Genomic DNA, 22097 nt, shown 5'->3' on the forward strand with positions numbered 1-22097 from the left:
CTGCCGTGCCTCACTGTGGCAGGAGGGACGGGGCGGCTTCGCCCCGTATGGATGGACGTGAAGCGCTACTTCCGTGGGCCGGTCATGTGGATCGTGCTGGCCGTCCTCGCCGTGGTCGTGTTGATGCAGGTCGTCGGCTCGTCCGGCGGCTACAAGTCGGTGGACACCAGTCAGGTCGTCAAGGCGATCAACCAGAACCAGGTCCAGTCCGCCGAACTGACGACCGGCGACGAGCACAAGGTAAAGATCAAGCTCAAGGACAACGTCGCCAAGATCTCGGGCAGCGACAAGCTCCAGGCCACCTACATCGGTGACCAGGGCGTCGATCTCGCCAAGACTCTGCAGGCCAATGCCCAGAAGCCCAATGGGATCCCCGACGGGTACAACGTCTCGACGTCGAAGCAGAACCCCTTCGTCGGGATTCTGCTCTCGCTGCTCCCGTTCGTGCTGATCGTCGTGGTCTTCCTGTTCCTGATGAATCAGATGCAGGGCGGCGGCTCCCGGGTGATGAACTTCGGCAAGTCGAAGGCCAAGCTGATCACCAAGGACACGCCGAAGACGACCTTCACCGATGTGGCGGGCGCCGACGAGGCGGTCGAGGAGCTCCAGGAGATCAAGGAGTTCCTGCAGGAGCCGGCGAAGTTCCAGGCCGTGGGCGCCAAGATCCCCAAGGGTGTGCTGCTCTACGGCCCGCCCGGTACGGGCAAGACGCTGCTCGCGCGCGCCGTCGCGGGCGAGGCGGGTGTCCCCTTCTACTCGATCTCCGGCTCCGACTTCGTCGAGATGTTCGTGGGTGTGGGTGCCTCCCGTGTCCGCGACCTGTTCGAGCAGGCCAAGACCAACGCCCCGGCCATCGTCTTCGTCGACGAGATCGACGCCGTCGGCCGGCACCGCGGTGCGGGCATGGGCGGCGGCCATGACGAGCGCGAGCAGACGCTGAACCAGCTGCTCGTCGAGATGGACGGCTTCGATGTGAAGGGCGGGGTCATCCTGATCGCCGCCACCAACCGGCCCGACATCCTGGACCCGGCGCTGCTGCGCCCGGGCCGCTTCGACCGGCAGATCGCGGTCGACCGCCCGGACATGCAGGGCCGGCTGGAGATCCTCAAGGTCCACCAGAAGGGCAAGCCGGTCGCCCCGGACGTCGACCTGTCGGCCGTCGCCCGTCGCACCCCCGGCTTCACCGGTGCCGATCTGTCGAACGTGCTGAACGAGGCCGCCCTGCTGACGGCCCGCAGCGACAAGAAGCTGATCGACAACCACTTCCTGGACGAGGCGATCGACCGTGTCGTGGCCGGTCCGCAGAAGCGGACTCGGATCATGAGCGACAAGGAGAAGAAGATCACCGCGTACCACGAGGGCGGTCACGCCCTGGTCGCGGCGGCTTCTCCGAACAGCGACCCGGTGCACAAGGTCACGATCCTCTCCAGAGGCCGGGCTCTGGGCTACACCATGGTCCTGCCGGACGAGGACAAGTACTCGACCACGCGCAACGAGATGCTGGACCAGCTCGCCTACATGATGGGCGGCCGGGCGGCCGAGGAGCTCGTCTTCCACGACCCGACCACGGGCGCGTCCAACGACATCGAGAAGGCGACCACCACCGCCCGCGCGATGGTCACGCAGTACGGCATGACCGAGCGGCTCGGCGCGATCAAGTTCGGCTCGGACAACTCCGAGCCCTTCCTCGGCCGTGAGATGGCTCACCAGCGCGACTACTCGGAAGAGGTCGCCGCGCTGGTGGACGAGGAGGTCAAGAAGCTCATCGAGTCGGCGCACAACGAGGCGTGGGAGATTCTCGTCGAGAACCGGGACGTCCTGGACAACCTGGTGCTGGCGCTGCTGGAGAGGGAGACGCTGAACAAGGAGGAGATCGCCGAGATCTTCGCCCCGGTCGTCAAGCGCCCGGCCCGCCCGGCGTGGACCGGCTCCTCGCGGCGTACGCCCTCCACCCGTCCGCCGGTGCTCTCCCCCAAGGAGCTGGCCCCGGCCAACGGTGCCCAGCCCACCTCGGCGGCTTCGCTGACCAAGAGCACCACCCCGGAGGACGCCACCGAGCGTCCCGAGGGCTCGGGCTCCGGTTCCGAGAGCTGATCCCCGCCACCGGGGGCGGTTTCCGTCCCCGGTGGCCCCGGAATGAATGCCGCGTCCACCAGGTTCTAGCCTGGTGAACGCGGCATTTACGCGTTCGTTGTGTGTATGTGAGGAACGAGGCAGCTCCATGACCGACCCGGTGATGCTGGACGGCGAGAGCCCCATTGGCGTGTTCGACGAGAAGCGCGCCGAGAACGCGATCCGCGAGCTGCTGATCGCCGTTGGCGAGGACCCCGACCGGGAGGGGCTGCGCGAGACGCCGGGCCGGGTGGCCCGGGCGTACAAGGAGATCTTCGCGGGGCTGCGCCAGGAGCCCGAGGACGTCCTGACCACCACCTTCGACCTGGGCCATGACGAGATGGTGCTGGTCAAGGACATCGAGGTGATGTCGTCCTGCGAGCACCACCTGGTGCCCTTCGTGGGCGTGGCCCATGTGGGCTACATCCCGTCCCACGACGGCAAGATCACCGGGCTGTCCAAGCTGGCCCGGCTGGTCGATGTCTTCGCCCGCCGCCCCCAGGTCCAGGAGCGGCTGACCACTCAGATCGCCGAATCCCTGATGCGGATACTGGAGCCGCGCGGGGTGATCGTGGTGGTCGAGTGCGAGCACATGTGCATGACCATGCGCGGAGTGCGCAAGCCCGGCGCCAAGACCCTCACCTCGGCCGTCCGCGGCCAGCTGCGCGACCCGGCGACCCGGGCCGAGGCGATGAGCCTCATCATGGCCCGCTGAGCGGCTCCGGTCGCCTCGGGCCGGGCAGAAGCCCCGGCCCGGCGTGACGGGCCCGTACGGGTCGGCTGGTGGGCTTCGGGCCGCTGCCGCGCCTCAGGCGCGGGCCGCGGCGCTCGGGCCGTTCCCGTCGTTGTCGTCGTCCTCCGGGAGCTTGAGGACCCGCTCCAGGAAGAACGCGGCCGCCACCACCCCCGCGGCCGCCAGCACCGACGCCCCGGCGTAGATCGCCTGATCCCGGCGGGCGGGCACATCGAGCTGCTCCATGGCCAGGAAGACGCCCGCCCCGCCGTACATCCCCGCGACCAGCGCCGACACCAGCGCGCTGGCCTGCCCGAAGACCACCGCACGGGCGGCCACCATCGGGTCCACGCCCTTGGCGCCCGGCTGCCGCTCGCGCTGGGCGCGCAGCCGGGACCGCAGCGACAGCGCGGTGGCGGCCAGCACGACCGCGATCAGGGCCAGCACGATCGGCGCGGCCACCGGGACGCTCGGCAGCGACCCGAACGTGTCCCACAGCCGGGCGCCCGCCCACGACACCACACCGGCCACGGCGAACAGCCCGACCAGCACCCCGATCCGAAGTTGCTTCACCGAGCGGTCGCCCCTCAATTCAGTACGTGCCAACGTGTCCGGAACCTATCCGGATCAACGTCTACTCGGGCAGTCGCAGTTCCAGATCGGTGCGGACCCGGACACCTTCCTGGCCCATCGCGGCCAGCAGCCCCGCGACCGCCCCGTGCCCGGGGACCTCGGCCTGCGGATCCACGTCGTTCCACGGCACCAGCACGAAGGCGCGCTCATGGGCGCGCGGATGCGGCAGGGTCAGCTGGGGGTCGTCGGACACCACGTCCTGGTACGCCACGATGTCCACGTCGATGGTGCGCGGGCCCCAGCGCTCGTCCCGCACCCGCTCGAACGCCTCCTCGATCGCGTGGCCGCGCTCCAGCAGGGAGGACGGCGGCAGCGTCGTCTTGATCAGCACCACCGCGTTGAAGTACGTGGCCTGGGTGCCGGGCTCCACGCCCCACGGGTCCGTCTCGTACACCGGCGATACGGCCTTGACCCGCAGGCCCGGGGTGTCCTCCAGGGCGTCGATGGCGCCCTGGAGGGTCTCCAGGCGGTTGCCCAGATTGCTGCCGAGCGAGATCACCGCTCGTTTGGGGTTGCTCAACGTCACATCGGCGGCGTCCACCTGCTCCACCACGGAGATGGGAACGGGCTGCACGGTCGGGTCGCTGCTGCTCATACTCGGCTCCGGGTGATGGTGATGGTCACGTCGTCGAAGGGCACGGTGATCGGGGCCTGGGGCTTGTGCACCACGACCTCGACCTCCTGTACCACGTCGTGCTTGAGGCACCGGTCCGCGATCCGTTCGGCCAGCGTCTCGATCAGATCGACCGGCTCACCCCGTACCACGGCCACGACCTCTTCCGCCACCACGCCGTAGTGCACGGTCCTGCCGAGGTCGTCGTCGGCCGCGGCGGGCCGAGTGTCCAGGCCGAGCACGAGGTCCACGACGAAGTCCTGGCCCTCCTCGCGCTCATGGGGTAGCACGCCGTGGTGCCCGCGAGCCTTCAGGCCGCGCAGCGCGACACGATCCACCTGAATCACTCCTGCTGGTCGTCGGTACGCGGGCACGCCCTCCTGGCCGGAGCGCACCACCCGTCCCCTGCCGTCTGCGGGGGTACCTGCCTCGCAATCTACCTGCGGGCCCCGGCGGCATTCGCCCATGGGGTGGACGGTGCCGGCTGCCGACGCTCCGCGCCACAGCCTTCTACCCCCGCCTCGCGGGGCTCGAACGGGGTCGGGTCAGCCCGGCAACAACCCGTCGTCGGCGGGGCCTTCGGGACCGCCCGGCTCCTCGTCGTCACTCTCCGCGAGCACCGGGGAGCCGTGGTGCGACCAGACCTTCCAGCCGTCCTCCGTGCGGCGGAACACATTCGTGGCCACGACCAGCTGGCCCACCAGCGGGCCGAGCTGGCCCTCCTCCTCCGCGGGGGCGCCGCTGAGGATGTTCTCGGTGCAGGTCACCAGGGCGGTGTCGGCCATCACCGACACCTCGACATCGGTCAGGAAGAACTGGATGTAGTCCGTGTTGGCCATGATCAGCGCATAGGAGCGGAGCACCTCGCCCCGGCCGCGCAGCACCGGCCAGCCCGGGTGGACACAGGACACCTCGGTGTCGGGGGAGTCCAGCCACAGCCGCTGCAGCGTGGTGTGGTCGCCCTGCTCCATGGCGTCGTACAGCGCGGTGTTCACCTGCGCCACACGTTCGTTGTCCGTAAGGGAAGTCACAGCGCTCCCGCCGTGTTTTCGGCCCGCTCGATGGCCCGCACCACGCGCACCGCGTCCGCGCTGGCCCGTACCTCGTGCACCCGGACGGCCCAGGCGCCTTCGCGCGCCGCGAGGGCGGTGACCGCCGCCGTGGCGGCGTCCCGCTCCCGGGCCGGCGGCGGGCTGCCCCCGTCACCGGCCAGGACGCGCCCCAGGAACCGCTTGCGGGAGGCCGCCACCAGCAGCGGCCGGCCCAGCTCCCGCAGCGCGGACAGATGGGCGACCAGCGTCAGGTCGTGCCCGGCGTCCTTGGCGAAGCCCAGTCCCGGGTCGATCACGATCCGCTCCGGGTCGATACCGCCCGCGACGGCCTGCTCCAGGCTGCCGCGCAGCTCGGCGACGACCTCGCCGACCACGTCCGCGTACACCGCTCGGTTGTTCATGTCGATCGACTGGCCGCGCCAGTGCATCACCACGAACGGCACCCCCGCCGCGGCCACCACGGGCACCATCGCGGGGTCGGCGCCGCCGCCGCTGACGTCGTTGACCAGCCGGGCCCCGGCCGCCACGGCCCGCTCGGCCACCGCGGCCCGCATGGTGTCCACGCTGATCACGGCGCCGCTCGCGGCCAGCTCCCGGACGACGGGGATCACCCGGCGCAGCTCCTCGGCCTCGTCGACGCGCGCGGCGCCGGGCCGGGTCGACTCACCGCCGACGTCCACCAGGTCGGCCCCGGCGGCGACCAGATCGAGACCGTGCTTGACGGCCAGTTCGGTGTCGAACCACCGGCCGCCGTCGGAGAAGGAGTCCGGTGTGACGTTCACCACGCCCATCACCGCGCACCGGTCCCACTCCGGCAGTCCGGCCACCCGGCCCCGCCCATGCAACGTGCTCATGTGCCCAGCCTAGGCGTAGGGGGTGTGTTCTGGATCAGGCCACCTGCTGCAGCCCCCGCCCGTCGGCCAGCTGCCGATGGGCGCAGGGCCGGGGCTCGGGGCGCGGTCCGCGGCGCAGCAGCCGCGGCAGGGCCAGCGAGACGAAGCCCTCGGCCTGCATCGCGGCCAGGCCGATCCGGGGCAGGTCGCGGGTGTTGCGGAAGACCACGAAGCGCGGCTCCCAGCGCGGCTGGAACTTGGCGTTGAACTTGTACAGCGACTCGATCTGGAACCAGCGGGAGAGGAACACCAGCAGCGCCCGCCAGCCGCGCAGCACCGGGCCCGCGCCCAGCTTCTCGCCGCGCGCCAGCGCCGAGCGGAACATCGCGAAGTTCAGCGACACCCGCTCCACGCCCAGCTCGGGGGCGGCCTGCAGGGCGGCCACGATCAGCAGCTCGTTCATGCCCGGGTCGGCGCTGCGGTCGCGCCGCATCAGCTCCAGCGACATTCCGTCCGCGCCCCACGGCACGAAGTGCAGCACGGCCTTGAGATCCCCGTACGGACCCTCCTCGGCGCCCTCGCCGGCGGCCTTGTGGGCGGTGGCGATGACCGCGTCCCCGTCCGCCGGGTCGCCGATCCGGCCCAGCGCCATCGAGAAGCCGCGCTCGGTGTCGGTGCCCCGCCAGTCGGCGGCGGCGCGCCGGATGGCCTCCAGCTCCTCGGGGCCCAGGTCGGCGGCGCGCCGCACCCGGGTCTGGTAGCCGGCCCGCTCGATCCGCTTGACCATCTGGCGTACGTTGCGCATCGCGCGCCCGGACAGGGTGAAGTCCGCCACATCGACGATGGCCTCGTCGCCGAGTTCGAGCGCGTCCAGGCCGGTCTCCCGGGTCCACACCTCGCCGCCGGTCTCGCTGCAGCCCATCACCGCCGGGGTCCAGGAGTGGGCCCGAGCCTCCTCCATGAAGCAGGCGATCGCGCCGGGCCATGCCTCGACGTCGCCGACCGGGTCGCCGCTGGCGAGCATCACCCCGGAGACCACGCGGTAGCAGACCGCGGCCTTGCCGCTGGGGGAGAAGACCACGGCCTTGTCGCGGCGGAGCGCGAAGTGGCCGAGTGAGTCGCGGCGCCCGTGGGCGGCGAGCAGCTCCCGCAGCCGCTCTTCGTCCCCGGGGGTGAGGCGGGCGGCGGGGTGCTCGGGGCGGAAGGCGAGATAGGCGGTGGTGGCGACGGTCAGCAGGCCGAGCGCGCCGAGCGAGTAGCCGACGGTGTAGTCCGCGCCGTGGCGGTAGTCGACCGGCCCCTCGAAGCCGAACAGGCCCCACAGGACGTGTTCCAGCTGCTCGCTGAGCGACGGGCTTCCTTCGATGGCGTCCGGATGCGAACGGACGATGAGCAGGCCCACGGTGACGCTGACCGCGCCCATGACGACGAAGTTGGCCAGCGCCATCCAGCGGCTGCGCGGATCGGGCAGTGCCGCGAACTCGGCGCGGTAGCGGATCAGCACCCCCATGAGGACGAGGGAGAGGACCATGCCGATGACCGAGTGGCGGTAGAGCAGCTGGGCGGCCGCGCCGACGGGCAGCAGCGCCACGGCGGCGACCCAGGCCCGCCGCTTACGCCGTTTGAGGCCGTGGGCCAGCATCAGCAGCAGCAGACCGACCACGATCGAGGCGGCGGCGGCCAGGGAGCTCACGGCGCCCGGCAGCAGCTCGGCCAGCGCGTGCACCCTGCTGTGGCGCAGCCGGGGGAAGACGATGTCCATCAGCCCGATGAGCGTGCAGGCGGTGCCGACGACCGTGGGCATCGCCTCAGGCCTCGGGCCGCGCAGCAGGCGCCGTATCCGGTGGGGAACCTCTCCGGACGTTTCGGCATCTTGACTGTCAGGCATCTGCATTCCCGTCGCTTCGGTCAAGAGGATCTTTGGTTCTGTTGCGTGGCATCCGCACGATTTGCGCCCTGGTAGACGCCATCTGAGGCAGCGGGGTTCCAACCGCGGCACGGGGGAGCCGGCCGCCCGGCAGAAAGATAGTGATGGGTCTCACGAGCAACAACCTCGTGATCGCCGCGGTCGTCGCGGCGTTGCTGCTGTTCGCGGCCACCATATGGCTGTGGCCCCGGTTGTCCGGGCGCGGAGTGGCTCCCGTGCTCGGCCGGGTCGGCATGCTACTGGGGACGCAGCTGACCGTGTTCGCGGCGTTCGGATTGTTCGCCAATCAGTCGTTCGGCTTCTACGGTTCCTGGTCCGACCTCTTCGGTACGCAGGACGAGCCGGGTGTCGTGGTGGACCACGACACCCCCGGTACCCGGGTGCGGGTCACCGAGACCCGCCATCTGGCCGTGGACGGCGGCTCGTCGCCCAAGGTCGCCGGACGTGTCGAGAAGGTGAACATTCAGGGTCCGGTCTCCGGGATCGCGAGCCCCGCGTACATCTATCTGCCACCGGAGTACTTCCGGCCCGAGTACGCCCGGCGGACCTTCCCCGCCGCGCTGGTGCTGACAGGCTACCCGGGCACCACCGAAGCCCTCATCAATGGCCTGAAATACCCCCAGAACTCGCACAAACTGGTCAAAGCGGGGAGGATGCAGCCCCTCGTCCTGGTGATGATGCGGCCGACGGTCGCGCCGCCGCGCGACACCGAGTGCGTGGACGTGCCGGATGGGCCGCGGACCGAGACGTTCTTCACCAAGGACCTGCCGAAGGCGGTGGCCGACCACTACCGCGTGGGTCAGCAGGCCCGTAACTGGGGCGTCATCGGAAATTCCACCGGCGGCTACTGCGCCCTGAAGATGGCGATGCGCCACCCCGACGCGTTCTCGGCGGCGGCCGGGCTCTCCCCGTCGTACAAGGCCCCGATCGACGCGACCACGGGCGATCTCTTCGGCGGCAGCAAGCGGCTGGAGCGGGAGAACGACCTGATGTGGCGGCTGTCCCACAAGCCGGCGCCGCCGGTGTCGCTGCTGGTCTCCAGCAGTGAGCACGGTGAGCAGAACTACCGGGACACCGTGCGCTTCGTGAACAAGGTGAAGCGGCTGAACCGGCGCGGGGAGCCGACCCGGATCTCGTCGATCATCCTGGGCACCGGCGGCCACAACTTCAACACCTGGAAGCGGGAGGTCCCGGCCGCGCTGGAGTGGCTCGGCGGCCGCCTCAGCGACCGCTGAGCCTCTCCGGGGCTCCTGGGAGTCCTGCACGTCGGCGACGGTCTACACGTCGGCGACGGTCTGCAGCTGGACGTCCCCGCGGGCGATGCCGCCCGCGTCGGCGTCGATCGAGCGGCGGAGGGCCTCATGGAGCCGGGCCGGGGTGAGGACGCCGAGGAAGCGGTCCTCGTCCAGGACCGCGATCCAGCCCGCGTCATGCTGCAGCATCGTGCTGAACGCCTGCTTGAGCGGCGCCCCGACCGGCAGCCACGCCTCCATCCGGCGCGCCTGGTCCCGTACGGTCCCCTTCGGGCCGTCGGCCGCGTCCGCCGGGATCCAGCCGTGCAGCCGCTCCGCGTCGTCCAGGACGACGGCCCAGCGCGCCCCCTCCGAGGCCAGCCGGGCGGCCGCCTTGGGGAGCGGGTCGTCCAGGTGGACCACGGGCGGCTGCTCCAGGTCGCCCGGCTCGATGGGGGTGACCGACAGCCGCTTCAGCCCGCGGTCCGCGCCGACGAAGTCGGCCACGTACGGGGTGGCGGGCGCGCCCAGCACCGTGGCCGGGGTGTCGAACTGCTCGATCCGCCCCGAGCCGTAGACCGCGATGCGGTCTCCGAGCCTGACCGCCTCCTCTATGTCATGGGTGACGAAGAGCACGGTCTTGCGCACCTGTGACTGAAGTCGCAGGAATTCGGTCTGCAGATGTTCGCGTACGACCGGGTCGACCGCGCCGAACGGCTCGTCCATCAGCAGCACCGGCGGATCGGCGGCCAGCGCGCGGGCCACGCCGACGCGCTGCCGCTGGCCGCCGGAGAGCTGGTCGGGGTAGCGGTCGCCGTAGACGGACGGGTCCAGGCCGACCAGGTCGAGCAGCTCGGCGGCGCGCTCCCGCCCCTTCTTCCGCTGCCAGCCCAGGAGATGCGGCACGGTCGAGGTGTTCTCGAGCACGGTCTTGTGCGGGAACAGCCCGACCTGCTGGATGACATAGCCGATGCGGCGGCGCAGGGCGACCGGATCGGCCTCGGCGATGTCCTCGCCGTCCACCAGAATCCGTCCCGATGTCGGCTCGATGAGCCGGTTCACCATCTTCATCGTCGTCGTCTTGCCGCAGCCCGAGGGACCGACCAGGGTGACCAGCTCACCCTCCGTCACCTCGAAGGAGAGGTCGTCCACGGCCGTCGTGCCATCGGCGTAGCGCTTGGTGACATGCTCGAAACGGATCATGGCTCCTCATTGTTGCCGCATTCGTGGCAGACATTGTTGCTGTTGTGTGGCGATCGGACGAGATTGTCATCTCCCGGGGTTAGGGTCACCAGGAATTGTGAAGAGCAAGGGGCCGCGACCCGACGGGGGAGGTGAGCGTATGGCCGACGGAAACTGTCTGATCAGTAACGAGTGGATATGCGGTGAGTATGTACGCACACGTGGTCAGGAGCTGACGGACGCGACGCTCGAGCATGTGTGGATCACGCTCGCGTCGGTCGCGATCGGTCTGTTGGTCGCCTTTCCGCTGGCGCTGCTGGCCCGCCGATGGCGGGCCGTGTCGGGGCCGGTGCTGGGGCTGACCACGATCCTCTATACGGTGCCGTCGCTGGCGATGTTCTCGCTGCTGCTGCCCGTGTTCGGGGTCTCGGTCGCGGTGGTGATCACCGGTCTGGTGCTCTATTCGCTCACGATCCTGGTGCGCAACATCATGGCCGGTCTCGCCTCGGTGCCCGAAGAGGCACGGGAGGCGGCCCGGGGCATGGGGTACGGCCCGCTGCGGCTGCTCTTCGGCGTGGAGCTGCCCCTCGCGCTGCCCGCGCTGATGGCCGGGCTGCGGATCACCACCGTCTCCACGGTCTCGCTCACCACGGTGGGCGCGATCATCGGATACGGCGGCCTCGGCAACCTCATCTACGAAGGCATGCGCAGCTTCTTCAAGGCCGAAGTGCTCACCGCCTCGGTGCTGTGCGTGGCGCTGGCGGTCGTGGCGGATCTGCTGCTGCTCGCCCTCCAGCGGCTGCTGACGCCGTGGGCGCGCAAGAGTCGGAAGGGCACCACCTGATGGACGTCGTCGCCAAGGCGTGGACCTGGCTGGCCACCGGTGCGCACTGGGCGGGCCCCGACGGGGTGTGGCACCGGCTCGGCCAGCATCTGTTCCTGACCTTCGCCTGCCTGGCGATCGCCTGCGCGGTGGCGCTGCCGATCGCCGTGGCCCTCGGCCACATCGGCAAGGGCGGCGCGCTCGCGGTCAACATCTCCAACGCGGGGCGCGCCGTGCCCACCTTCGCGGTGCTGGTGCTGTTGCTGCTCAGCCCGCTGGGGACGCACGGCCAGTGGCCCACGATCATCGCGCTGGTGCTGTTCGCCATCCCGCCGCTGCTCACCAACGCCTATGTCGGGGTGCACGAGGCGGACCAGGAGGTCGTGGAGGCGGCCCGCGGCATGGGGATGACGGGCGGCCAGCTCATCCGCAGGGTCGAGCTGCCGCTGGCGTTCCCGCTCATCATGACGGGCGTACGGACGGCGGCGGTGCAGGTCGTGGCCACCGCGACGCTGGCCGCGCTGCCCGGCGGCGGCGGGCTCGGCCGGATCATCACGGCGGGCTTCCGGCTCACCGACACCCCGCAGGTGGTGGCCGGGGCGGTGCTGGTCGCGGCCCTCGCGCTGGTGGTCGAGGGCGTCTTCGTGGTGCTGGGGCTGCTGCTCGACCCGATGCGGCGCAGGACGGGGCGGCGGCTCGCCGCGTCCCGCCGCCCGCCCGCCGACCAGGCCCCGGCCTCACCGGCGCTGACCACGTAGCACCCGCGGGCCGGGCCCTCCCGCGACCGGACGCACGCGTGCGTGCGGGCACCCAAGGGCGGGCGGTGCGGGTGACGCGGATGGCGCGACTGACGCAGAGAGCGCGGACAACACACCCGGACAACGCACCGAGCGCGGGCAACGCACAGAGCGCGGACAACGCAGAGAACGCAGAAAACGCGGCCGACGCACACCACGCGACGACGCGGACAAACTACGGATGGGGAACCATGAGCAAGATCTATCGGGCGGCGGCGGCCGTCGCGGGGGTCGCCGCGCTGACGGCCGGTCTGACCGCGTGTGGCGGCGACAGCCTGGAGAAGTCGAGCGGCGGTGACAGCTCCGGGAAACCGGGCAAGGGCTCGCTGGTGATCGGATCCGCCTCCTTCTCCGAGTCGAAGATCCTCGCGGAGCTGTACGCGGGGGTTCTGAAGGACGCCGGCTATTCCACTTCGATCAAGACCGTGGACGCCCGCGAGCTGTATGAACCGGCCCTGGAGAAGGGCCAGATGGATGTCGTGCCGGAGTACGCGGCGACGCTGGCGGAATTCCTCAACCAGAAGAAGAACGGGTCGAATGCCGCCCCGGTGGCCTCCTCGGACATCGACGAGACGGTCACGGCGCTGAAGAAGCTCGCCGAACCGCGCGGGCTGAAGGTGCTGGACCCCGGCAAGGCCGTGGACCAGAACGCCTTCGCGGTCAGCGGTGACTTCGCCAAGAAACATGATCTCAAGACGCTCTCCGACCTCGGGAAGTCGAAGCAGAAGGTCACCCTGGCGGCGGGCGACGAATGCCCCAAGCGGCCCTTCTGCCAGCCGGGTCTGGAGAAGAAGTACGGCATCGACATCGCCGGGATCGACCCGCTGGACATCGGCAGCGTCCAGGCCAAGCAGGCCGTCAAGGACGGTAAGGACCAGATGGTCCTGACCACGACCACGGACAGCACGCTGGATCAGTTCGGGCTCGTTCTGCTCGACGACGACAAAAATCTGCAGAATGCCGACAACGTACTTCCCGTGGTGAATGCGAAGTCCGCCGGCTCGCAGAAGATCGCGGACTCGCTGAACAAGCTCACCAAGGTGCTGACCACCGCCGATCTGCGGGAACTCAACAAGAAAGTTGACGCCGAGCGGCTCAAGCCGACGGATGTCGCCGCCGACTACCTGCGGGACAAGGGGCTGGTGAAGTAGGATCAAAGCCCCGCTCGGGAGGGCTTGGCAAGGGATCACGGACACGCGACCGCCGCATTTGCCAACGGATTGACAACAGATCTGGCCCGGCGGGCACCCAAGCGACCCCTTTGCACGGTAAGTTTCGGGCCATGCCACGTGGACGCCACCGCCAATCCCCACCCCTGCACAGGCTTCTCCCCTCCGCTTCGGTCGCAGTCGCGTCAATAACCTGCGCCGCCGGAGCCTGGCTGGTCGGCGATACGGTCGTGATCCGCGGGCTTGCCGCGACCGCGGCCGCCGCCGCGGTCGTCGGCGCGTTCCTGATGCGCCGTTGGGACCGCTCGGCCGGCCGCCGCGTCGCGGAGGCCGCGAGCGAGGCCGCGCGCCAGGAGATGAAGTACGAGGAGCGGATCGCGGAGCTCGAGGCGGACGCCGAGAAGGCCAGCGAGCTCCGCACCGCGCTCAACACCCGGCTGCGCGCCAAGCGCGCCGAGCTCGCCCGGCTGCGCAATGAGCACGCCGAGCTGCTGCGCCGCTACGCCACGGCCGAGACCGAGCGGGCCACCGCCCTGGAGGGCCGCCGCCGGCTCGCCCTGGAGGCCGCGTCCCCCGCGAAGGCGCTGGAGGCGGCGACCGCCCCCGCCGAATCCGCTGCATCGGGCACCGAGTCGAACGAGCCGGACGGCTCCGCCTCCGGGCGCGCCATGCCGTCGGCCACCGCCTACGCCAAGGCCGACGAGGCGCTGAGCCGGCTCAGGGAGAGCGCGCGCCGGCAGAAGGAGCGGCGGGAACAGGCCGCCGCGGGTGCCCGGTCCGACACCACGGCCCCCGCGGTGGACGCCCGGAAGGACGCGGAGCGGGACGGGCGCGAGGGCCGGCGCGAGAACCGCGACAAGGGCGGTGCCGCCACGCTGGGGAAGCCCCCGGCGGTCGGCGGGCAGGACGACGACGGCCCCCAGGAGCCGCCCGTCCACGCCCGTACGGCCGCCTCGGCGGTGGTGCCGTATGCCGCGGCACGCCGGGCCGCCTCCCGTTCGGAGAGCGGCTTCGACTACTTCGGCACCCAGAAGAAGCACCCGAAGAAGCAGAAGCGGGAGCCCGAACCCGCCGAACCCGCCGAGGAGGACCTCGCCGATGTCATCGGCGACGAGACCCTCGCGGAGACCAGGAAGGGCGCGGTGGGCGAGGTCATCGACCTGACCGCGCACGACGAGACGGAACAGATCGACCTCGGGGAGCTGCGGAGCGCGATCTCGTAACGGGATCGCGCCCGCGCGCGTCCTGGCGTCGCCGGCTACGTGGCGTCGCCGGCCACTGGCCGATGCCGACTACCGGTCGATGTCGCCTACTTGTCGATGTCGCCCACGACGAAGAAGAGCGACCCCAGGATCGCCACCATGTCGGCGACGAGCGTGCCCGGCAGCAGCTCGGTGAGCGCCTGGATGTTGTTGAACGAGGCCGAACGGAGCTTCAGCCGGTACGGCGTCTTCTCGCCCTTGGAGACGAGGTAGTAGCCGTTGAGGCCGAGCGGGTTCTCGGTCCAGGCGTAGGTGTGGCCCTCGGGCGCCTTGAGCACCTTCGGCAGCCGCTGGTTGATCGGCCCCGGCGGGAGCGCGTCGAGCCGGTCCAGGCAGGCGGCCGCCAGCGCCAGGGAGTTGTGCGTCTGCTCCAGCAGGCATTCGAACCGGGCGAGGCAGTCGCCCTCCTGGCGGGTGACGACCTCGAGCACGTCCTGGAGCTCCGGGTAGGCCAGATACGGCTCGTCGCGCCGCAGGTCGAAGTCGACCCCCGAGGCCCGGGCGATGGGGCCGCTGACGCCGTACCCGTGCACCGTCTCGCGGGTCAGGACGCCGACGTCGCGGGTGCGGCCCCGGAAGATCTCGTTGCCGAGCACCAGGTCGTCGTACACGTCCATCCGCGAGCGCACCTCGGCCACGGCCTGCCGGGCCCGGCCCAGCCAGCCCGCCGGAAGGTCCTCCTTGAGGCCGCCGACCCGGTTGAACATATAGTGCATCCGGCCGCCGGAGATCTCCTCCATGACGTGCTGGAGGTCCTCGCGCTCCCGGAACGCGTAGAAGATCGGCGTGATGCCGCCCAGCTCCAGGGGGTAGGAGCCGAGGAACATCAGGTGGTTGAGGATCCGGTTGAGCTCGGCGAGCAGCGTACGGGTCCACACCGCCCGCTCCGGGACCTCCATGCCGAGCATCCGCTCGACGGCGAGCACGACGCCCAGTTCGTTGGAGAAGGCGGAGAGCCAGTCGTGGCGGTTGGCCAGCATGATGATCTGGCGGTAGTCGCGCGCCTCGAAGAGCTTCTCCGCGCCCCGGTGCATATAGCCGATGACCGGTTCGGCGCTCTGGATCCGCTCTCCGTCGATGACCAGCCGCAGCCGTAGCACTCCGTGAGTGGAGGGGTGCTGTGGGCCGATGTTGAGCACCATGTCGGTGCTCTCCGCGGCGCCGCCGATGCCGACTGTCGTCTCCGTCATGCGTACCAGTCTCTCAGCTCCCCGGGAGGCCCCCGCCGGGCGCTCCCCGCCGCGCGGGCCCTACGGAGTGTCCGGGTCGTGGCCCGCCGCAGGCGCCACGACCCGTCGGACCACCTCTACGGCCGGAGCACGTCGTGCGGCAGGTTCACCGGCTGGCGGAGCCAGGTGAAGGCGCCGAGACCACCGGGGTCGGTCAGCTCCGCGGCCTCGCCCGCCGCGCCGAGGGCGCGGACATAGGCGGCGGGGTCGGTGGAGGCCAGGGCGAGCGGGGGGCGGCGGGCGTCGAGGCCGAGCGCGCGCAGCGCCTCGCGCTGGGTCAGCAGCCCGGCGCCGGGCCCGGCCGCGGCGGCGCACGCGTCCATCGCGACATGCGCCGTCAGATCGCGGGAGCCGTCCGGCACGGGCCGGACCTCGCGCCCCTCGCGGAAGCCGGTCAGGGTGCCGAACGGGGGCCGGGCGGCGCGCTCGTGGCCATAGTCGACGGCGACCGCGAGGCCCGCCCGCAGGGAGCGCACGGCCCGCGCCCAGGCCGCGTCGCGCGGATGGCCGATCTCGGCGCGCAGCCCCGGTTCGGCGCCCGCCAGGGGCCACCAGTGGGCCAGCCACGCCGCGTCCTCGCCGTCCACCGGGTCGCCCAGCCGCTCGGTGCCGTCCCCGGCCGCGAGGTCCACCTCGACCCGGCGCGGCACCCCGTCCGCGTCGGTCTCGGCGATGTCAACGGGCACGTTGTCGAGCCACTCATTGGCGAACAGCAGCCCCGTGCACCCCTGCGGCGGGGCGTCGAGCCAGAGGATCCGCTCGTCCAGGCCCGCCGGCCGCTCCGCCCGCTCCACCGCGTAGGGTCGCAGCCGCCGGTCCAGCTCATGCGGCAGGCCGGGGGCCAGGGCGAGCACCCGCGTGAGCAGTTCGCCGCGGCCGGCGCCCAGGTCCACCAGCGCCAGTTCGGCGGGGCGGCCCAGCGCCTCGTCCACCCGGCCCAGCAGCTCCGCGACCGCCCGGGCGAAAAGCGGTGAGGCATGCACCGACGTGCGGAAATGCCCGGCCGGGCCCTCCGGGCGCCGGAAGAATCCGCCCGTTCCGTACAGCGCCCGTTCGGCCGCCGTACGCCATCCGCTCCACTCATGCTTCTCAGTCGCCACACCGCCACGCTATGTGGAATCGTCTCCACCTTGGGGAGTAGGGCCGGGCGATACGGATCGCCCCTCGGGTTGACCCGAGAGGGTTCGGCGGTGCCTACGCTGGGTGACGTGCAGCGCCTCTACGAATTTCTCCGCCGGCATCCGACAGGGGTGGACACCTTCTGGGCCGTCCTCCTCGTCGGCTTCGGTTCCCTGTGGGTCGTGGAGGCGGAGATGAGCCGGGGTTCCCGGTTCGCGGCCGTGCCGATCGTCCTGGCGCTGGGGACGACGGTCGCGCTGCGCCGCCGCGCTCCCGAGAAGATGCTGGCGCTGGCCATCGTGTGCGGTGTCGCCCAGCTGGCCGCCGACGTCAAGCCCAATCTGGCCGACTTCGCCATGCTGGTGATCGTCTACACGGTGGCGGTCGCCTCCTCGCGCCGGGCCTCCCGCTTCGCGCTGGGCGTGGCGATCAGCGCGGCCCCGCTCGCCACCCTCCGCTGGCCGCAGTCCCACCAGGGCTGGTGGGACGACCTCGTCTCGGCGGTCTTCGTCTCCATCCCGTTCGTACTGGCCTGGGTGCTCGGCGACTCGATCCGCACCCGCCGCGCCTACTACGCCCAGCTGGAGGAGCGGGCCGCCCGGCTGGAGAAGGAGCGCGAGGCGCAGTCGAAGGTCGCGGTGGCCGCCGAGCGCGCCCGGATCGCGCGGGAGCTGCACGACGTGGTGGCACACAACGTGTCGGTGATGGTGGTGCAGGCGGACGGCGCCGCGTACGTCATGGACGCCTCGCCGGAACAGGCCCGGCAGGCGCTGGAGACGATCTCCGGCACCGGCCGCCAGGCGCTCGCCGAGATGCGGCGGCTGCTGGGCGTGCTGCGCACCGGGGAGCCGGGCGAGGAGAACGACTACGTCCCCCAGCCGGACGTCGAGCAGATCGACGAGCTCGTGGAGCAGGTGCGCGGCGCCGGGCTCCCGGTGGACTTCAAGGTGGTGGGCAGCCCGCGCCAGCTCCCCAGCGGGGTCGAGCTGACCGCGTACCGCATCGTGCAGGAGGCGCTCACCAACACCCGTAAGCACGGCGGCCCGGACGTGGGCGCGAGCGTCCGCCTCACCTACTTCGACGACGGGCTCGGGCTGCTGGTCGAGGACGACGGGCGGGGCGCGCAGCGCGAGATGTACCAGGACGGCGGCGCCGACGGCAGCGGCCACGGGCTGATCGGGATGCGCGAGCGCGTCGGGATGGTGGGCGGCACGCTCGACGCGGGGCCGCGGCCCGGCGGCGGCTTCCGGATCAGCGCACTGCTGCCGCTGAAGCCGGTCCGTTGAGCGGTGGGCGCATCATGACCCGTATGCGCATGCGTAACGTCGCGCCGTGGCCGCTGTGAGCCGGCTGCCAGGCCAGAGGAAGGGACCCGTCCGGAATGTCGATCCGCGTCATGCTCGTCGATGACCAAGTGCTGCTGCGTACCGGCTTCCGGATGGTGCTCGCGGCCCAGCCCGATATGGAGGTCGTCGCCGAGGCGGGCGACGGGGTGGAGGCGCTGCAGGCGGTGCGCTCCACGGAGGTGGACGTCGTCCTCATGGACGTGCGGATGCCCAAGCTGGACGGGGTGGAGGCGACCCGGCGGATATGCGAGCGGGAGGGGGCGCCGAAGGTCATCATCCTGACCACGTTCGATCTGGACGAGTACGCCTTCTCCGCGCTCAAGGCCGGGGCGGGCGGCTTCATGCTCAAGGATGTGCCGCCCGCGGAACTCCTCGCGGCGATCCGCGCGGTGCACAGCGGCGACGCGGTGGTCGCCCCCAGCACGACGCGCCGGCTGCTGGACCGGTTCGCGCCGATGCTGCCGGGCGGCGGGGGAAGCGGCGGCCGGGTCCGTCCGGAGCTGGAGCGGCTGACCGACCGGGAGCGCGAGGTGGTGCTGCTGGTCGCGCAGGGGCTGTCGAACGGCGAGATCGCGGCGCGGCTGGTGCTGTCCGAGGCGACGGTGAAGACCCATGTGGGGCGCATCCTCACCAAGTTGGAGCTGCGGGACCGGGTGCAGGTGGTGGTGATGGCCTACGAGACGGGGCTGGTGCGGGCCGGGGGCTCGGCGGGACCGGCTCGCTGAGGCGGGGCGGCGCTCTTACGGCGGCTTTCCTACGGCGGCTTTCCTACGGTGACGTCTTTACGGTGGAGTCGGCGTCCTTACGGCGGCGTTTTCACCGGGGGACGGCCGTCCTACCGTTCCTCCTCGCCGTTCTCCTGCCGGTCGCGCAGGACCAGGTCGAGCAGTCCGGGGAAGCGCTGGTCGAACTCCGGGCGGCGCAGCCGGTTGACCCGCTTGGGGCCCATGTCGCGCTGCTCGATCAGCCCGGCCGCGCGCAGCACCGAGAAGTGGTGGCTGAGCGCCGCCTTGCCCACCGGCACGTCGAAGGTGCCGCAGGTGCGCTCCCAGTCGGCGGTGGTGGCCAGTTCGCGGACCAGCTGAAGCCGTACGGGGTCGGCGAGCGCCGCGAGCGCGGTCTGCACCGGGACGTCGTCGGGGTGGGTGTGCTCGGGCGCGGCCCGGTGGCTTCGGTTGCTCATCGCTGCCCTGCTCCTCTGCCGCTCATGGCCCGGTCGCTGTTCACCCCGGGGTGAACATTTTAGGCGGAGCCCCTGGGACCGCACGCTACCGCCAGGGCCCTACCGCAGCACGCTCTCCAGGAAGTCGCTGCCCAGGCGGGCCACCGACGGCAGGTCGAGCTGGTGCAGCACATAGCGGCCGCGGCGGCGGGTGGCGAGGAGTCCGGCCTTCTTCAGCACGGCGATATGGCGGGAGACCTCCGGGGGCGTGATGCCGTACGACTCGGAGAGCTCACCGGTGGTGTGCGGGCCGCGGGCCAGGGTGCGGCACAGCCGCATCCGCATCGGGTGGGCCAGGGCCTCGATGCGGCGCTGGACGAGCTCCAGGGCGGCGGGCGGCGGGAGTTCGGGGGTGGCGACCGGGTACTGGATCACCGGGCGCCAGCCGGGGGCGTACACGACGATGAGATGCGGCCAGCCGAAGGCGGTCGGGATGAAGGTGATGCCGTCGCCATAGGCCGTCGTACGGCCGCCCGCCAGCTTGTCGACCAGGATGCTGTCCCCGTCCTCCGACAGCGACAGCGCGGCGGAGGCCGCCGTCAGCGCCTCCCCGAGCCCCTTGCGCTGCAGCAGTTCCGCCTTGTGGCGGGCGTCGGCGGCCAGCTGGATCCGCGTCCGCCGCCAGGTGTCGGCGAAGAACGCCTCGTCGCAGTCCTCCAGCAGCCGCCGCAACCAGACCCGCAGCCCGTCCGGGTCCTCCAGCATCCGGTGGGTGAACGCCGCCTGGCGCGGCCCGCGGGCGGCCGCCAACTCGCGGACCCGGGCCCGTTCGTCCGCGTCGACCAGCGGTGAGGTGCGCCGGGAGTACGCGGCCGAGCAGGCGATCTCGAAGGCGGCCGCCACGAACGTCTCGTCGTCGATCCGGTCCAGCGCGTCCAGCTCCTCCGCGAGCGTCGCCCCGGGGACGGCCGGGAGCAGCAGATCGGAGCGGGAGGAGCGCCACAGGAAGTCCGCCTCGCAGAGCCGGTCCGCGAGGTCCGGCTTGAGCGCGGAGGACGTGGCGGTGGCCCAGCCGTGCAGCCCGGGGTGGTGGCCGGGCTCGGACAGCACATGGAGCGCGGCGCCCAGCTCGGCGAGCGGGGACGGGCTGAAGACGATGCGCTCGGACGGCAGCCCGGCGATGTCGATGACATTGGCCATGAGCCCATGGTGGGGCAGCCCGCCCCCGGCGCCGCCCTCGTTTGACGGCCGCCGTCAATCGGCGTGACCGGCGTCCGGGGCCCGGCGGACCGTCGAGCCATGTCCCTCACCGAGCAGTACGCACTCGACCTGTACCGGGCCGCGCGGCGCGGCGAGCCCGCCCCGCCCGCTCCGGGCCGTCACGACTGGCGCACCGTCCGGGAGCTGCGCGAGTACCGCGACGTCCGGGCCGGGACGGCGGGGCGCTGGGCCCGCCGCCACGGCCGCGATGACCGCCTTACGGACGCGCCGGGCGCCGTAAGGGCGATGCCGCATGCCGTCAGGGCGGTGCCGCGCGCCGTAAGGGCGGTCAGGGAGGCGCTGGCCGCCCTGCGGTTCCGGTCAGCCGTCCCCCTCCGTGAGCTCCCGGACCCGGTCGAGGAAGGCACCGGCCGCGGCGGTGACGTCGTCGGCCGTCCAGTCGAGTGCGGGTGAGGCGACCGTCAGCTCCGTCGTGGCCAGACCGGGCGGCCCCGGCTCCCGCCAGCGACGGAACAGCGTCGTCCCGGTCTCCTCCGCCAGCCGCACCCCCGCCTCGTCCAGCACGGCCGCCGGATACGGCAGCCACACCTGGAACTGGTGGGTGTGCGGCACCTCCGGATGCACCCGGGACCACCCCACCCCCTCGGCCGTGAACGCCGTCCGCAGTGCCTGCGCCACCACGCGCGCATGCGCCACGTACGACGGAAGCCTCGGCAGCTCACGGTCCAGGCCGTCCAGCGCGGCCAGCGCCGCCGGCCACTGCTGGAAGAGCTGGCCGCCGTACCGGTGGCGCCACGCCCTGGCCTCCGCCACCAGGGTCCCGGGCCCGGCCAGCGCCGCTCCCGAGATGCCGTCGAGCGACTTGTAGAAGGACACATAGACGGAGTCCGCCAGGCCGGCGATCTCCGGCAGCTCCCGGCCGAAGTGGGCCGTGCACTCCCACAGCCGCGCCCCGTCGAAGTGCACCACCGCGTCCCGCTCCCGGGCCGCCTCCACGACCGCGACCAGCTCGTCCCACTCGGGCAGCACGAACCCGGCGTCGCGCAGCGGGAGTTCGAGGGCGAGCGTGCCGAACGGCTCGTCGAGGCCGAGCACCTCCTCGGCGGTGGGCGGCCGCGGCTCGCTGGTGGAATGCACCGCGCGCAGCCCGCTCACCGTCAGATACGCGTCCCGCTCGTGCACCTCCAGATGCGACAGCGGATGCACCGCCACCACCGGATTCCCGGTGCGCCCCGCCCAGCAGCGCAGCGCGACCTGCTGCGCCATGGTGCCGGTGGGGAAGAACGCCGCGGCCTCCATGCCGAGCAGCGCGGCGACCCGCCGCTCCAGCTCCTCGACGATGCCGTCCCCGTAGATGTCCACCCAGCCGTCCCCGCCGTACGGCGAGGGGTCGGCCGTAAGGGCGGCCGTGAGGGCGGACAGCCGCTCGGTGATCCGCCGCTCAGCGGGCCCGCGGGTGAGTGTCCGCTCGGAGCCGTGCCAGGCCGCGAGGCGGCGCACTCGCGCGGCCCGCTCCGTGTCGTCGGCGGCGTCGTCCGCCGCGCCCGCCTCGTCCGCGGCTGCCTCGTCCACACCGGCTGCCGTCTCGTCCGCCTCGCCCGTCCTGTCCTTCATGGGCCGATCATGTCGTACGGGTGTCCATCGGACCACAG

General features: G+C 71.6%; 22 protein-coding genes. 10 read left to right on the plus strand and 12 right to left on the minus strand.

Annotated features, from left to right (window positions below):
• The first annotated feature begins 51 nt into the window (after positions 1-51).
• Both ftsH and folE read left to right on the plus strand, forming a co-directional pair.
• Entirely contained in the window at positions 52-2094 is a 2043-nt protein-coding gene (gene ftsH, locus J8403_RS23620) for an ATP-dependent zinc metalloprotease FtsH (RefSeq protein WP_211124901.1), read from the plus strand.
• Positions 2095-2221: 127 nt separating this feature from the next.
• Complete coding sequence (folE, locus tag J8403_RS23625; RefSeq protein WP_211124902.1) at positions 2222-2827, plus strand: GTP cyclohydrolase I FolE; 606 nt, start codon at positions 2222-2224, stop codon at positions 2825-2827.
• Positions 2828-2920: 93 nt separating this feature from the next.
• Here folE and J8403_RS23630 read toward each other — a convergent pair whose 3' ends face one another.
• The 6 genes from J8403_RS23630 to J8403_RS23655 form a co-directional block, all read right to left on the minus strand.
• Positions 2921-3418 carry a DUF3180 domain-containing protein gene (locus tag J8403_RS23630; RefSeq protein WP_211124903.1) on the minus strand — a complete coding sequence of 166 codons (498 nt, stop codon included), beginning with the start codon at positions 3416-3418 and terminating at the stop codon, positions 2921-2923.
• Between the two features lie 61 nt (positions 3419-3479).
• On the minus strand, positions 3480-4073 hold the full coding sequence (gene folK / locus J8403_RS23635; RefSeq protein ID WP_211124904.1) for a 2-amino-4-hydroxy-6-hydroxymethyldihydropteridine diphosphokinase: 594 nt from the start codon (positions 4071-4073) through the stop codon (positions 3480-3482).
• Positions 4070-4429: a dihydroneopterin aldolase gene (folB, locus tag J8403_RS23640; protein WP_246585950.1), complete on the minus strand. Its 360-nt coding sequence runs from the start codon at positions 4427-4429 to the stop codon at positions 4070-4072. The genes folK and folB overlap by 4 nt, the downstream gene beginning before the upstream one ends.
• Positions 4430-4636: 207 nt before the next feature.
• A complete protein-coding gene (locus tag J8403_RS23645; RefSeq protein ID WP_014061652.1) occupies positions 4637-5122 on the minus strand; it encodes a nuclear transport factor 2 family protein in 486 nt (161 codons plus the stop codon).
• Positions 5119-5997: a dihydropteroate synthase gene (gene folP, locus J8403_RS23650; RefSeq protein ID WP_211124906.1), complete on the minus strand. Its 879-nt coding sequence runs from the start codon at positions 5995-5997 to the stop codon at positions 5119-5121. Before folP ends, J8403_RS23645 begins: the two co-directional genes overlap by 4 nt.
• Positions 5998-6031: 34 nt before the next feature.
• Positions 6032-7864 (minus strand): phosphatidylglycerol lysyltransferase domain-containing protein, encoded by a 1833-nt coding sequence (locus J8403_RS23655; RefSeq protein ID WP_211124907.1) that lies wholly within the window; start codon positions 7862-7864, stop codon positions 6032-6034.
• A gap of 143 nt (positions 7865-8007) precedes the next feature.
• On the opposite strand from J8403_RS23655, the gene J8403_RS23660 reads away from it, so the two are divergent.
• Positions 8008-9138: an alpha/beta hydrolase gene (locus J8403_RS23660; protein ID WP_211124908.1), complete on the plus strand. Its 1131-nt coding sequence runs from the start codon at positions 8008-8010 to the stop codon at positions 9136-9138.
• Between the two features lie 42 nt (positions 9139-9180).
• On the opposite strand, the gene J8403_RS23665 is transcribed toward J8403_RS23660, so the two are convergent.
• Positions 9181-10338, minus strand: coding sequence for an ABC transporter ATP-binding protein (locus J8403_RS23665; protein ID WP_211124909.1), 1158 nt, complete (start codon positions 10336-10338; stop codon positions 9181-9183).
• Positions 10339-10477: 139 nt separating this feature from the next.
• Here J8403_RS23665 and J8403_RS23670 point away from each other — a divergent pair, with 139 nt between their 5' ends.
• The 4 genes from J8403_RS23670 to J8403_RS23685 all read left to right on the plus strand — a co-directional run bounded on the left by J8403_RS23670 (position 10478) and on the right by J8403_RS23685 (position 14329).
• The gene (locus J8403_RS23670) at positions 10478-11161 is read left to right on the plus strand and encodes an ABC transporter permease (RefSeq protein ID WP_093462836.1); all 684 of its coding nucleotides are present in this window, start codon (positions 10478-10480) and stop codon (positions 11159-11161) included.
• Positions 11161-11898 (plus strand): ABC transporter permease, encoded by a 738-nt coding sequence (locus J8403_RS23675; RefSeq protein ID WP_211124910.1) that lies wholly within the window; start codon positions 11161-11163, stop codon positions 11896-11898. The genes J8403_RS23670 and J8403_RS23675 overlap by 1 nt, the downstream gene beginning before the upstream one ends.
• Positions 11899-12128: 230 nt before the next feature.
• Entirely contained in the window at positions 12129-13088 is a 960-nt protein-coding gene (locus J8403_RS23680; protein ID WP_211124911.1) for an ABC transporter substrate-binding protein, read from the plus strand.
• 248 nt (positions 13089-13336) lie between these two features.
• Entirely contained in the window at positions 13337-14329 is a 993-nt protein-coding gene (locus J8403_RS23685; RefSeq protein WP_246585951.1) for a hypothetical protein, read from the plus strand.
• Positions 14330-14415: 86 nt separating this feature from the next.
• Here J8403_RS23685 and J8403_RS23690 read toward each other — a convergent pair whose 3' ends face one another.
• Positions 14416-15558, minus strand: a complete 1143-nt coding sequence (locus tag J8403_RS23690) for an NADH-quinone oxidoreductase subunit D (RefSeq protein ID WP_211124913.1) — start codon at positions 15556-15558, stop codon at positions 14416-14418.
• A 116-nt stretch (positions 15559-15674) separates the two neighbouring features.
• Positions 15675-16697 (minus strand): SAM-dependent methyltransferase, encoded by a 1023-nt coding sequence (locus J8403_RS23695; RefSeq protein WP_211124914.1) that lies wholly within the window; start codon positions 16695-16697, stop codon positions 15675-15677.
• Between the two features lie 108 nt (positions 16698-16805).
• On the opposite strand from J8403_RS23695, the gene J8403_RS23700 reads away from it, so the two are divergent.
• Both J8403_RS23700 and J8403_RS23705 read left to right on the plus strand, forming a co-directional pair.
• Positions 16806-18002: a sensor histidine kinase gene (locus J8403_RS23700; protein WP_211124915.1), complete on the plus strand. Its 1197-nt coding sequence runs from the start codon at positions 16806-16808 to the stop codon at positions 18000-18002.
• A gap of 95 nt (positions 18003-18097) precedes the next feature.
• Positions 18098-18787 (plus strand): response regulator transcription factor, encoded by a 690-nt coding sequence (locus J8403_RS23705; protein ID WP_059142470.1) that lies wholly within the window; start codon positions 18098-18100, stop codon positions 18785-18787.
• A gap of 110 nt (positions 18788-18897) precedes the next feature.
• On the opposite strand, the gene J8403_RS23710 is transcribed toward J8403_RS23705, so the two are convergent.
• Together J8403_RS23710 and J8403_RS23715 are read right to left on the minus strand one after the other, a co-directional pair.
• Entirely contained in the window at positions 18898-19245 is a 348-nt protein-coding gene (locus J8403_RS23710; protein ID WP_211124916.1) for an ArsR/SmtB family transcription factor, read from the minus strand.
• 99 nt (positions 19246-19344) lie between these two features.
• Positions 19345-20424 carry a DUF5937 family protein gene (locus J8403_RS23715; protein WP_211124917.1) on the minus strand — a complete coding sequence of 360 codons (1080 nt, stop codon included), beginning with the start codon at positions 20422-20424 and terminating at the stop codon, positions 19345-19347.
• A gap of 99 nt (positions 20425-20523) precedes the next feature.
• Between J8403_RS23715 and J8403_RS23720 the strand changes: the two genes are divergently transcribed.
• Positions 20524-20898, plus strand: a complete 375-nt coding sequence (locus tag J8403_RS23720; protein ID WP_211128728.1) for a hypothetical protein — start codon at positions 20524-20526, stop codon at positions 20896-20898.
• Here the strand turns inward: J8403_RS23720 and J8403_RS23725 are convergent.
• Complete coding sequence (locus tag J8403_RS23725; protein WP_211124918.1) at positions 20806-22059, minus strand: threonine aldolase family protein; 1254 nt, start codon at positions 22057-22059, stop codon at positions 20806-20808. The genes J8403_RS23720 and J8403_RS23725 overlap by 93 nt on opposite strands.
• Between the last annotated feature and the right edge of the window lie 38 nt (positions 22060-22097).

The organism is Streptomyces yatensis (genome assembly GCF_018069625.1).
Lineage (GTDB): Bacteria > Actinomycetota > Actinomycetes > Streptomycetales > Streptomycetaceae > Streptomyces > Streptomyces yatensis.

Bases quoted from the DNA above. Each gene is read 5' to 3' on its own strand.
- J8403_RS23690 (WP_211124913.1), bottom strand. From the start codon at position 15,558: ATGACGGAGACGACAGTCGGCATCGGCGGCGCCGCGGAGAGCACCGAC.
- J8403_RS23725 (WP_211124918.1), bottom strand. From the start codon at position 22,059: ATGAAGGACAGGACGGGCGAGGCGGACGAGACGGCAGCCGGTGTGGAC.
- J8403_RS23715 (WP_211124917.1), bottom strand. From the start codon at position 20,424: ATGGCCAATGTCATCGACATCGCCGGGCTGCCGTCCGAGCGCATCGTC.
- J8403_RS23655 (WP_211124907.1), bottom strand. From the start codon at position 7,864: ATGCCTGACAGTCAAGATGCCGAAACGTCCGGAGAGGTTCCCCACCGG.
- J8403_RS23665 (WP_211124909.1), bottom strand. From the start codon at position 10,338: ATGATCCGTTTCGAGCATGTCACCAAGCGCTACGCCGATGGCACGACG.
- ftsH (WP_211124901.1), top strand. From the start codon at position 52: ATGGACGTGAAGCGCTACTTCCGTGGGCCGGTCATGTGGATCGTGCTG.
- J8403_RS23680 (WP_211124911.1), top strand. From the start codon at position 12,129: ATGAGCAAGATCTATCGGGCGGCGGCGGCCGTCGCGGGGGTCGCCGCG.
- J8403_RS23705 (WP_059142470.1), top strand. From the start codon at position 18,098: ATGTCGATCCGCGTCATGCTCGTCGATGACCAAGTGCTGCTGCGTACC.
- J8403_RS23660 (WP_211124908.1), top strand. From the start codon at position 8,008: ATGGGTCTCACGAGCAACAACCTCGTGATCGCCGCGGTCGTCGCGGCG.
- folP (WP_211124906.1), bottom strand. From the start codon at position 5,997: ATGAGCACGTTGCATGGGCGGGGCCGGGTGGCCGGACTGCCGGAGTGG.
- J8403_RS23675 (WP_211124910.1), top strand. From the start codon at position 11,161: ATGGACGTCGTCGCCAAGGCGTGGACCTGGCTGGCCACCGGTGCGCAC.
- folE (WP_211124902.1), top strand. From the start codon at position 2,222: ATGACCGACCCGGTGATGCTGGACGGCGAGAGCCCCATTGGCGTGTTC.
- folK (WP_211124904.1), bottom strand. From the start codon at position 4,073: ATGAGCAGCAGCGACCCGACCGTGCAGCCCGTTCCCATCTCCGTGGTG.
- J8403_RS23720 (WP_211128728.1), top strand. From the start codon at position 20,524: ATGTCCCTCACCGAGCAGTACGCACTCGACCTGTACCGGGCCGCGCGG.
- J8403_RS23670 (WP_093462836.1), top strand. From the start codon at position 10,478: ATGGCCGACGGAAACTGTCTGATCAGTAACGAGTGGATATGCGGTGAG.
- J8403_RS23710 (WP_211124916.1), bottom strand. From the start codon at position 19,245: ATGAGCAACCGAAGCCACCGGGCCGCGCCCGAGCACACCCACCCCGAC.